Here is a 12,375-nt window from a genome sequence, read left to right on the forward strand (position 1 = left end):
ATTGTTTTTATATCTTCTATATCTTTTATAGTATTTAATACTGATTTATAACAATGAAGTAATTGTTTTTCATGCTCCTTACTTGGATTTCCATTTAATACTACAGGTCCTACAGTATGTACAACATATTTTGAAGGTAAACAATATGCTCTTGTTATTTTTGCATCTCCTGCATATTCAATATGCCCTTGTTTTTCTATTATTGTATTACAATCTTCTCTTAGCCTTGGACCTGCTGATGCATGTATTTTACTATCTACACCTTTATGGAATGGCTGTCTATTTCCAAGTAATGTACTATTTGCATCATTTACAATAGCATCTACTTTTATTTTTGTTATATCACCTTTCCATACAGCTATTTTTTCTTCTACTTCTTCCAAACTTTTTCCATCAACTACATTTTCTATATCATTTTCTAAAAGTAATATATTTTCAAGCATTGATAATATTTCCGGATTTATTTTCTTTACAGGATAAGCTGCTAATAATGCTTTTAATTTTTCTATTGGTTCTAAATCTTCCTTTGAGCTATAGACTTTTGCTGGTACATCTGTTGAAAAATAGGCAATTAAAGTTTTTATATTTTTATTTTGTTGCTCCACTGTTAAAGGCTTTATTGTCTTATCTAATTTTTCAAATAATTTAATATCCTCAGCATAATCTTTCCATTTCATAACTCATCACTCCAATCTGATATAAGTCAGTTTTTTTCTTATTTCAATTGTACCATATATTTAACAATATTAACATTTTATTTGTTAACGTTATCCTATTTTTTGATATTCACTTTAATATTTATCTTAATTTATCATATCTTCCATTCTTTTTGCTAATCCATCCCAAGTTTTTTCGGACATATCTATTTCTCTTTTGTGATTTTTTTTATCTAAATTTTTATTTATCATTTTTTCTATCGTTTTTGATAATCTATCTTCAAAATCATTTAAATCCTCTTCTTTTGGTATTCCTACTGATTGCATATTCGGTAAAGAAACATATTCAATTTTTCCCGATTTATTTATTTTTTCTCCAATCCACTCTCTAACGCCTGGAATATCTGTAGTTATAACATCTGTTCCACAGGCCATAGCTTCTAATATTACAACAGGAAGACCTTCATAAAAAGATGGTAATACAAATATATCTGCTTTATTAAATTCTTCACTTAATTTTTTTTGGTCTAATTTTCCTAAAAATAATATATCATATTTACTTTTTTTTGCTCTATCAACTATTTCATTATATGACTTTTCATCACTTCCTGTACCTGCTAGTTTAATTTTTAATAAATCTTTTTTATAATTTAATCTGTCTAAGCAATTTATAAATGATAAAAGTCCTTTTGATTTACATATTTTACCTGCAAATATTAAGCTTATATAATTTTCTTTTTTAGTGTATTCTATATTTTTAAATATAGAATCATTATATCCACTTCCAATTACATATACTTTATCTGATTCTATACCAAAAGTAGATATTATATCCTTTCTTTGTTCTTCGTGTAATGCAAAAATTTTATCTAATTTTTTTATATTTTCTTTTATATATTCTCTTTCAAGTGGTATTGTTTTTAATTGTCTTAAGCAAGTCCCATGACATACCGCCAACACTTTTATATTTTTATCTTTTATAACTTCTCTAACAAATGCAGTAAGCAAATATAAATGATGACATATTATAGTATCTATCTTATATTCTTTTATAGCTTTTTCTATCTGATTTAAGAATGACAATTTTAATTTTTTTACCATATTTTCATCTAAATCTCTATATCTAGTACTCTTATACGGCATAGAATCACTCATTCCAACTACATTAAAATTTAATTCATTTGTATTGTATATAACTGGATAAAATTTTACATTTCCTAAAGAATCTTTTATTGTTTTTATATCATCATCTATATCAACTCCAGCTATTACTGATTGTTCATATCCGAGCTTTTCAAAACCATTTATCATTCCACACATATATATTCCACTTCCTGTACTATTAGGTTTTTGGGTTGTTATGTGTAATATTCTCATCTTATATCCTTTCTATATTTTAAAGTATTTTATCTATTATTATAAAGTTCAACATACACTGCTGATAAATCATCCATAACTTTAAATCTAGGCATTTTTATAGCTTTATAATCATCTTCTTCAAATTCTCTAATTTGACCTGCTATATATTCTATTCCCATTTTTTCGGCAACATAGATAAGTTCATCTTCTTTCAAAATTCCATATCTATCAGATGCACAAGTAAATCCATCACTAGCCAACATTATCTTTATTTCATTATTTACTTCTATTTGTCCATAAAGTGAATTTTTTACAGCTTCTTCATCAAAGTCTAATATCCAATATCCATCTTTAGTATTTTTTTTCATTCGGTTTTCTATAATTATATCCATAACTGAATCTTTTATATCGTTAAATGTAAACTCCTCTAAATTGGAAATTTTCATCCATTCTTTATAAACATTATCATCTAAATTACATATACTTCTATCTTTTATAATTTTTCTTTCTCCATCATTATAGAAAAAAGAACAATCTCCTAAAAGGAAATATTCGATAGCATTATCTCTAAATTTTAATATTGCTATTGAACTAGAGGGCAAATCTAATTTTTCTACTTTTCTACCATCTAATAAATATTTATATTCTTTTTTTATTTTTCTTATACCATCTAATACAATTTCTTTTAAAGAATTTTCGCTACTTATATTTTTATATAAAAAATTATTCCACCATTGAGAATACCATCTAGCATCACTTTCATCTGATACAATATTTTTCCCATTAAGTCCTGTTGCTCCATCTAGTACCCATAATCCAAATGGAGTTATTCCAATTGCATCTTCATTATACTTTGCTGTTCCTTGATTACATAGAAGGCTATAATTTTTTATCTTTAGCCCCATAAATAAACCTCCTTATATTTTTAAACCTTTGATAGAAACATTATTATAGTTTCCTTTTTTATTTTACTACAATTATTGGATTTTGTTATTTTTTATATCTAATTTTTATAAAAAAATAAAAAGAACCCAATTGTAGGTTCTTTTTTTAAAAATATTTTTATAATATTATACTAACTAATTTATTAAAATTTTTCAGTATGTACCTTTGTCCAATCTATATCTTTATCTGTGTAGGAGTCTTTTTCTTCATCTGGATATCCAATTCCTAATATACATTGAACTTTATATTCAGATGGTATCTCCATTACTTCTCTTATATATTCTTCTGCTGTTTTATTTTCATCATGCTGTCTATTTCTAACTTGTACCCAACAACTTGATAGCCCTAAACTATGAGCTTCTAGTTGCATATATGATGCCGCTATAGAACAATCTTCTGTCCATACATCTGTCTTTTCTGGATCTGTAGCTATAACTATAGCTGCTGGTGTATCTTTTAAGAAGAATCCACCTCCACTTGTTCTACAGTTTGAAAGTTTATTTAATTTTTCAGAATCAGTAGTAACTATAAATTCCCAAGGTTTTTTACTTCTTCCTGATGGAGCTAAAAGTCCTGCTTTTAAAATTTTTTTTAATTTATCTCCTGGTATTGGTAAATCAGAATATTTTCTACAACTTCTTCTAGTTTTTATAAAATCTATCATAACAAATACCCCTTTCATTTTATATTTATAATTACTTAAATAAGTATACTTATATTATACTTTAATTTTAAAAAATTTATATATTTTTTATAAATTTACATTAAATTAAAAAAATAACAAGCTGTTTATTTAATTTTATTTATACTTGTATTATATTATATTGTTTTTCTATTAAATTTTTCTATATATATTTTATATATATGCAAATAAAAAGTGAACTATTCTATATATAACAGTCCACTTTTATTTATTTCATATAGTATAAATATTAATATTTTTTACAAATTTTTAAATATATTTGCATATTTCATCTGAAAATTCATCAGTAGAAGAATTTCCTCCTAAATCAGCTGTAAGGACATTCCCATTTTTTAATACTATTTCTATAGCTTTTTCAATTTTATCTGCTGATTCATTTTCATTTATATATCTAAGCATCATAACTGCTGACTGAATTATTGCTGTTGGATTTGCAATATTTTTCCCTGCTATTTGAGGTGCACTTCCATGAACAGCTTCAAATATAGCATAATTTTCACCTATATTTGCACTTGGTATTAACCCAAGTCCACCTACAAGGCCTGAACATAAATCAGAAAGTATATCACCATAAAGATTGGGCATTACCATAACATCATATTTTTCTGGATTTAAAACTAAATTCATCGCAGCTGCATCTACTATCAAATCATCTGTTTCAAATTCAGTATTTTCAACTCTATCTTTATATATATCCAAAAATAAACCATCTGTTAATTTCATTATATTGGCTTTATGAACTCCAGTTATTCTTTTTCTATTATTTTGTTTTGCATAGTCTATTGCAAAATCTACTATTCTTTCACATGCAGGTCTTGTTATTATTTTTATAGTTTCTGCTCCGTAATCTCCTATTTTATGCTCTATTCCACTATAGCAACCTTCTGTATTTTCTCTTATAATAACTAAATCTACATCTTCATACCTATTTTTTATTCCTTTAAAACTTTTTACTGGCCTTACATTTGCATAAAGATCTAATTTTTTTCTAAGTGCTACATTTACACTTCTAAATCCTTTACCTACTGGTGTTGTTATCGGTCCTTTTATAGCAATTTTATTTTTCTTTATACTATCTATTACATAATTAGGTAATGGAGTATTGTACTCATCTATTACTTCCATACCTGCTTTTACTTCTTCCCATTCTATTTCAACACCAGTTTTTTTTATAACTTTCTTCATAGCTTTTGTTATTTCTGGACCTATTCCATCACCTGGTATCAACGTTATTTTATACATATCTTCACTTCCTGTTTTTATTTTAGTCGATATATTTTTTTGTATGGTTTAATTTTCCACCGTCTTTTATTATTTCTACGTCTGTATCTGTTAAATCTAAATCCACATCAAATGAAAAATCTTTTGTTATATTTTTTATAGTTATTCTTCTTTTTTCAACTGAATTTATAGCATTTTCTATTTTTAATTCATCCATTTGTTCTATCTTGTTATAATCATCTATATTACAAAATATCATAGGAAGTATTCCACTGTTAATTAAATTAGCTTTATGTATTCTCGCAAAACTTTTTGCTATTATTCCTTTTATTCCTAAATATAATGGTGCAAGTGCAGCATGCTCTCTACTAGATCCTTGACCATAATTATCTCCTCCAACTATAAATCCACCATCATTTTCCTCTACTCTTTCTGCAAAATCTTTATCTATTGTACTAAAGCAGAATTTAGAAAGATAAGGTATATTACTTCTATATGGTAGTAATTTAGCATTTGATGGCATAATATGATCTGTAGTTATATTGTCACCTACTTTAAGAACTACTTTTCCAACTATTTCATTTTTTAATTCTACATTTAAAGGGAACGGTTTTATATTTGGTCCTCTTTCAACCTCAACATTTTCACCATCTTCTGATGGTTTTATAATCATACTATCATCTATTATAAATTTATCTACAGATAGATTTTCAAATTCTATTTCCATTTTTCTAGGGTCAGTAAGTACTCCCGTTATAGCACTAACTGCTGCTGTTTCTGGACTTACTAAATATATATTTGCCGATAATGTACCACTTCTTCCATAAAAGTTTCTATTAAATGTTCTAAGTGATATAGCATCAGTTCCAGGAGATTGTCCCATTCCTATACATGGTCCACAAGAATTTTCAAGTATTCTAGCACCTGAAGAAATTATATCTCCTAAAGCACCATTTCTAGCTAACATTTCCATAACTTGACGAGAACCAGGAGCTATTACTAAACTTACATCTTTATTAACTTTTTTCCCTTTTAAAATCTGAGCTACTTTCATTAAGTCTTCATATGATGAATTTGTACAACTTCCTATTGCAACTTGGTTTATTTTTATATTTCCTATGTTTTCAATTGAATCTACATTATCCGGACTATGCGGTTTGGCTGCCAATGGAATTAAATTATTTAAATCTATATTTATTACTCTATCATATACTGCATCTTCATCTGCTTTTAATTCTTTCCATTCATCTTCTCTTTTTTGTGCTTTAAAAAATTCTAATGTCTTTTCATCACTTGGAAATATAGATGTTGTCGCTCCAAGTTCTGCTCCCATATTAGTTATAGTTGCTCTTTGTGGCACTGAAAGATATTTTAATCCTTCTCCTGAATACTCATATACTTTTCCTACTCCACCTTTTACTGTTTCTCTTTTTAATAGCTCTAGTATAATATCTTTAGATGAAACCATTTTATTTAATTTTCCAATTAAGTTAACTTTTATAACTTCTGGTACTTTTATGCTATATGATTTTCCAGCCATAGCAAGTGATACATCAAGTCCTCCTGCTCCAATTGCAATCATCCCAACTCCACCTGCTGTTGGAGTATGACTATCTGAACCCAATAATGTATTTCCTGGTTTTGAAAATCTTTCTAAATATACTTGATGGCATATTCCATTTCCTGGTTTTGAAAAATATACACCATATTTATCTGCTACTGTCTGAATATACCTATGATCATCTGCATTTTCAAAGCCTTGTTGAAGCATATTGTGGTCTATAAATGCTATACTCTTTTCTGTTTTAACTTTTTTTATACCCATAGCTTCTAATTGAAGATATGCCATTGTACCTGTTGAATCTTGAGTAAGTGTATTATCTATTTTTATATTTATTGTATTTCCTGATTTTAATTCTCCATTTACAATATGTCTTCTAAGTATTTTATATACTAGATTTTCTCCCATTTTTTCACCTTCTTAATTTTTTATTTACAAGAAAAATATAATTATCACATTCTTTTATATTTTATTCATTTTCATCATCTGATAATAAATCATAATATATACCTACTATTTCTTTATCAAATAATGATCTTTTCATTCTTACTGATACTGATCTTATTTCTTCTAAAACTTTTGTCGCCATTTCAGATGATAATTCTATATCGTATTCTAAGAATTTATTTATTATAGCAGCTTTTCCTGAATGTTTTCCTATAACTATCTGTCTTTGTAAACCAACTTCCTCTGGTTCAAATGCTTCATAATTTTTAGGATTTTTTAATGCTCCATCTGCATGTATTCCAGATTCATGTTTAAACATATTATTTCCAACTATAGCCTTCCAAGCTGGTAATTCTCTTCCTGATGCATTTGATACATATTCTGATAGTTCTTTAAATTTTTTTGTATCTATATCCATATCAAATTTACAAACATGTTTTAAAGCCATTAAAACTTCTTCTAACGCTGCATTTCCTGCTCTTTCTCCAAGTCCATTTACTGTAACTCCTATATGACTTGCTCCACCAATAGCACCTGCTATTGCATTTGCTGTAGCCATTCCAAAATCATTATGAGTATGCATTTCTATATCAAAATTAGTTTCTTTATAAATTCTTTCTATCTTTTTTCTTATTGTAAATGGATCCATAACGCCTACTGTATCGCAAAATCTAAATCTATCTGCACCTGCTTTTTTACCTGCCTTTATAAAATCTATTAAAAAATCATCATCTGCTCTTGAAGCATCTTCTCCATTTATAGATACATATAAACCATTTCTTTTTGCATATTCAACAGACTTAACCATATTTTCTATAACCCATTCTCTAGAAGTTCTAAGTTTATTTTGAATGTGTATATCTGAAACTGAAATAGAAATTGCTACAGCATCTACTCCACAATCTATAGACTGTTCTATATCTGATATGACAGCTCTATTCCAAGCCATTATGCTTGATTTTAAATTTTTCTTGCAAATTTTTTTAATTGCATCTTTTTCATCTCCACCCATAGCAGGTATTCCTACTTCAAGTTGATCTATCCCTAAATCACTTAACATCTGTGCAATCATTATCTTTTCACTATTTGCAAAAACAACTCCAGCTGTTTGTTCGCCATCTCTAAGTGTTGTATCAACTATCTTTATTTCTCTATTTTTCAACTTATCAATTACACACATTTTACTTACCTCCTAAAATTTGACTTATATAATTTTTTTAGTTTCTCTAAAATTTTATCTTTAGTTATGATTTTTTTATTTGTATTTATTCTTTTTTCTCATTTTTAAAAATTATGCAAGATATTTTTTATATCTTGCATTTATCTGTTGTGTATATAATATCTCCTAATCAAAAATAAATCAATACCTTTTTGCATTTTTTCAATAATTCATTTCATTTTTTATATACTTTATGTTAAATTATATATATGGATAAAATTCAAATTTATGATTGAAAACAGAAAGGATTATTCTTATGAACTTTAAAGATTTAAATATAAATGAAAAAACAATAGATATTTTAAAAAAATATGGTATAACTAAACCTACACCTATACAAAGTGAATGTATAGGTGTTATAAAAGAAGGAAGAGATGTAATTGCACAATCTCAAACTGGTACTGGAAAAACTTTAGCTTTTTTGATACCAACTTTAGAAAAAATAAATATAAATAAAAAAAGTGTTTCTGCATTAATACTAACTCCTACTAGAGAATTGGCACTTCAAATATACAATGAAGCTGAAAAATTAGCACAACCTTTAGGTATAAATATACTTTCTGCCTATGGTGGAAAAGATATTAAATCTCAAGCAAATAAATTAAAAAATAATATTCATCTTATTATAGCTACACCAGGAAGACTTTTAGATCATTTGGATAGAAAAACTATAAACTTAAAAGATTTGGATATATTTATTTTAGATGAAGCCGATCAGATGTTACTTATGGGATTTAAAAATGAAATAGATGCAATATTAAAAGAAACTAATAAAAAAAGACAATCTCTATTCTTTTCTGCAACTATGGATTCTCAAGTTAAAAAACTAGCTTATAGATATACTAATGAACCTTGCTTTATAGAAATAAAAAGTCAAGAAGTTACACTTGAAAAAATAAAGCAATCTGTAGTATTGACAACTGATAGAAGAAAATTTGATAGTTTTTGTAAAGTTTTGGATGAAGATAATCCTTTTATGGCAATTGTATTTTGCAGAACTAAAAGAAGAGCTGATAAATTAGAAGAAGATATGGCATCAAAAGGATATAACTGTGCTAAAATTCATAGTGATATATCTCAATCAAAACGAGAAAGAATTATGAAAAACTTTAGAGATATGAAAATACAATATCTCATTGCGACAGATGTTGCTTCAAGAGGTCTTGATATTACTGGTGTCACACATATATATAATTACGATTTCCCTGAAACTTCAGAAGACTATATTCATAGAATAGGAAGAACAGGTCGTGCTGGAGAAGATGGCGACACTTGTGCTTTCGTCACTGATAAAAATAAAAATATTTTAGATGATGTTGAAGAAAAACTAGGATTTAATATTGATATTAGATTCGATGATACTGAAATTTAATCAATATCATCAAATTGATATTATAAAATTTTTAAATTGAGATTATAAAAAAAGCATTGCAATTCATTTGCAATGCTTTTTTATCATCATTATTTATTTTGAATTTATTTATAAGATTCATCTTTAACTTTGAAGTATCCTCTTGGATGTTCACAAACAGGACATAGTTCTGGAGCTTTTTTACCAAAATGTATATGTCCACAGTTAGTACATACCCAAGCTGTAACTTCTGAGTCTTTTTCAAATATACTTTTATTTTCACAATTACTTAGTAAAGTACGATATCTTTCTTCATGTTCTTTTTCTATTTTTGCTACAGATTCAAATAAGAATGCTATATGATCAAAACCTTCTTCTCTTGCTACTTTAGCAAATCCTGCATACATATCAGTCCATTCATAATTTTCACCTTCTGCAGCAGCTTTTAAATTTTCTTCTGTTGAATTTATTCCATTTAATAATTTAAACCATATTTTAGCATGTTCTTTTTCATTTCCTGCAGTTTCTGCAAATAATGCACCTATTTCATTATATCCTTCTTTTTTTGCTTTTGATGCAAAATAGTCATATTTATTTCTAGCCTGTGATTCACCTGCAAAAGCAGTCCATAAATTTTGTTCTGTTTTACTTCCTTTTAATTCCATTGTAAAACCTCCTAATTTATTTTATTAATTAATTATTTATTATATTAATAAACCCCATATTAAAATATGGGGTTTATATACTTTATTAAAATTTATTATATAACCCTTATTCTGGAACTATCATAACTATACATTTAGCCTGTTTAACAACACTTGCTGTAACAGAACCAATCATTCTAGTTAATCCTTTTTTAGTTGATTTAGTCATAACGATTATATCTATATCATCTTCTTTAGCTTTTCTTATTATTTCATCACCAGGATATCCGAATGTAAAGTATACATTTACATCATATCCTTCCATTATTTCTTCAGCTTTATCTAGAATTTTTCTACCTAACATTTCTGAATTTTTAATTTCTTCAGATAGTGATATCCCATCTATAAATACTAGCTCTTTAACATTCATTATTTCAATTGAAACAGAATCTTTATCAAAGATACCTTTTATAAACTCTAGAGAGTGCATACTTCTTTCAGTTCCATCAATTGGTACTAATATTTTTCTTTTAGTCATAACACATCTTCCTTTCGATAAATTCAATAAAATTCAGAGTTAAGCTTTCTAAATTTACTAAATTTACTAAAAATTCTTTTATTATTACAATAATAACACTAATTTTATTTTTTTGCAAGATATCTATATAATTGATATAATTAATCACTATAAAAATAATTTTTTCTTTATATTTTAATATTAAATTTTATTGTTAATATATTAATACCCTACAAAAATTTATTTAAGCGAATTTTATCTAATTATTTTTTATTTTATCTTTTGAATTTTATATTTATTTCTCTTAAATTTTCATTTTTCAACATCTTTTCAAATAAGGTTGGATTTATTTTACCTTCATCAACTTGAATTATACAACCTTCTAGTGGCGTTTTTTCACTTCTCCATTTTAAATAATTGCCCATTTCCTGAGATTTTATAAGCCATCCAATAAAATCTATTTCTTCAAATTCTTCAATCTTATATTTTTGTATATCATCTACTTTTATATTTCCATATTCCTTTTCAATATAGTACATATAATTTATCATATACTCTAACTTTGTCATATCTTCACTAGTATATCTGCTAAACATAACCATTTCTTTTAATTTAGATATATCTAAAGATATTTCTTTTATACTCTTTTCATCTGTAAAATATCTTATTTTACTCATAAAATATTTTTCTCTAAATTCTTCTACAAATTCTTTAATTTGTCTGTTCATATTCCATTTTTCAATATCTTTTATTTCTATGGTTTCATCATATAAATCTTCTATTTTAAAGGCACTATTTGTGTATTTTATTGTGTTATATCCTACTTTTTGAGTTAATTTTGTTAGATACTCTTCTCCATTTTCTTTGTATATTACAAATAAATCAACTCTTCCATCTTCTAAAAATACTTTATCTTTATTATTTTTTTTATATCCTTTATAAATTATCTTTATACCTGCTCCAACTTTAATTAACTTTCTATTTTCATTTATTTTTATTTTTTCTATTATATTTAAAAGTGATTCTACTTCATCTAATGCTATTTTCATATTTATACCTCTTCTTGTTTGTATTTTCTATTTTCATTATAACACCTAAAAAATATAGCAACAATAAAAAACATTTATCTACTGTCACATAGAAAAAGTACTATTATAATAATATTTTAAAATATTTTATAATAGTACTTTCTTAACCAAACACTTATTTTAGTTTTTTAAATCAATATTTCTTGAACTAATTCTTCAAATTTTTCAACATTATTTACTTCATAAGAATCAAATTCTGATAAATATTCTCCATCAATTAATTCAATTTTTAAGACTACATCCTGTAGTTGAGAACATGTCGATCAGCCAGATTTTACAGTTGCATATCTTCTTTTGGAATCAATAGACTTTATTCCTTCTATTTTATGTATTTTATCTTCTTTAGATTTAAATATGAATACTTTGTTATCTTCAGATAAAATATATACATTTTCTTCTTTATCTTGTGCTGATATTTTCTCTTTTATACCAATTTTTTCTATAGCTGCATCTTTCTTTGCATTTATAGAATCAATTTTTTCTTGTTTCTTTTTTAATTCATTCTTAGTTCTTATAAATGAATATCCTATTGCACATATAATTACTACTAATATTAGTTGTATCATATTAATTTCTCCCTATTATTTAAATTCCGTTTCTTTTTATTTAATACCCTAAAAATTAGTACATAAACATTTTATCTACAATAAAAAGTAAAAAAGAT

Annotated in this window: 12 protein-coding genes; 1 reads left to right on the forward strand and 11 read right to left on the reverse strand. The window is 26.0% G+C overall.

Annotated elements, in window-relative coordinates; translation table 11 throughout:
* From Q1J78_RS04455 to nifV, 7 genes are all read right to left on the reverse strand, one after another.
* A partial coding sequence (locus Q1J78_RS04455) for a macro domain-containing protein (RefSeq protein WP_300279259.1) occupies positions 1-677 on the reverse strand: 677 nt, incomplete at its 3' end.
* A gap of 126 nt (positions 678-803) precedes the next feature.
* Entirely contained in the window at positions 804-2,033 is a 1,230-nt protein-coding gene (locus tag Q1J78_RS04460; RefSeq protein WP_300279262.1) for a glycosyltransferase family 4 protein, read from the reverse strand.
* Between the two features lie 29 nt (positions 2,034-2,062).
* Positions 2,063-2,920 carry a hypothetical protein gene (locus Q1J78_RS04465; protein WP_300279265.1) on the reverse strand — a complete coding sequence of 286 codons (858 nt, stop codon included), beginning with the start codon at positions 2,918-2,920 and terminating at the stop codon, positions 2,063-2,065.
* A gap of 182 nt (positions 2,921-3,102) precedes the next feature.
* Positions 3,103-3,624 (reverse strand): nitroreductase family protein, encoded by a 522-nt coding sequence (locus Q1J78_RS04470; RefSeq protein WP_300279268.1) that lies wholly within the window; start codon positions 3,622-3,624, stop codon positions 3,103-3,105.
* Positions 3,625-3,912: 288 nt separating this feature from the next.
* Positions 3,913-4,905: an isocitrate/isopropylmalate dehydrogenase family protein gene (locus tag Q1J78_RS04475; protein ID WP_300279271.1), complete on the reverse strand. Its 993-nt coding sequence runs from the start codon at positions 4,903-4,905 to the stop codon at positions 3,913-3,915.
* A gap of 22 nt (positions 4,906-4,927) precedes the next feature.
* A complete protein-coding gene (locus Q1J78_RS04480) occupies positions 4,928-6,853 on the reverse strand; it encodes an aconitate hydratase (protein ID WP_300279274.1) in 1,926 nt (641 codons plus the stop codon).
* A gap of 61 nt (positions 6,854-6,914) precedes the next feature.
* Complete coding sequence (gene nifV, locus Q1J78_RS04485; RefSeq protein ID WP_300279277.1) at positions 6,915-8,072, reverse strand: homocitrate synthase; 1,158 nt, start codon at positions 8,070-8,072, stop codon at positions 6,915-6,917.
* Positions 8,073-8,367: 295 nt separating this feature from the next.
* On the opposite strand from nifV, the gene Q1J78_RS04490 reads away from it, so the two are divergent.
* Positions 8,368-9,483 carry a DEAD/DEAH box helicase gene (locus Q1J78_RS04490; protein ID WP_300279280.1) on the forward strand — a complete coding sequence of 372 codons (1,116 nt, stop codon included), beginning with the start codon at positions 8,368-8,370 and terminating at the stop codon, positions 9,481-9,483.
* Positions 9,484-9,587: 104 nt separating this feature from the next.
* On the opposite strand, the gene rbr is transcribed toward Q1J78_RS04490, so the two are convergent.
* From rbr to Q1J78_RS04510, 4 genes are all read right to left on the reverse strand, one after another.
* A complete protein-coding gene (rbr, locus tag Q1J78_RS04495) occupies positions 9,588-10,127 on the reverse strand; it encodes a rubrerythrin (RefSeq protein ID WP_300279283.1) in 540 nt (179 codons plus the stop codon).
* Positions 10,128-10,233: 106 nt separating this feature from the next.
* Positions 10,234-10,644, reverse strand: coding sequence for a universal stress protein (locus tag Q1J78_RS04500; protein ID WP_300279286.1), 411 nt, complete (start codon positions 10,642-10,644; stop codon positions 10,234-10,236).
* A gap of 254 nt (positions 10,645-10,898) precedes the next feature.
* A complete protein-coding gene (locus Q1J78_RS04505; RefSeq protein WP_300279290.1) occupies positions 10,899-11,672 on the reverse strand; it encodes a hypothetical protein in 774 nt (257 codons plus the stop codon).
* A 302-nt stretch (positions 11,673-11,974) separates the two neighbouring features.
* Positions 11,975-12,277, reverse strand: coding sequence for a hypothetical protein (locus Q1J78_RS04510; protein ID WP_300279293.1), 303 nt, complete (start codon positions 12,275-12,277; stop codon positions 11,975-11,977).
* Positions 12,278-12,375: the final 98 nt, after the last annotated feature.

The organism is Peptacetobacter sp. (genome assembly GCF_029264495.1).
Taxonomy (GTDB): Bacteria; Bacillota; Clostridia; order Peptostreptococcales; family Peptostreptococcaceae; genus Peptacetobacter.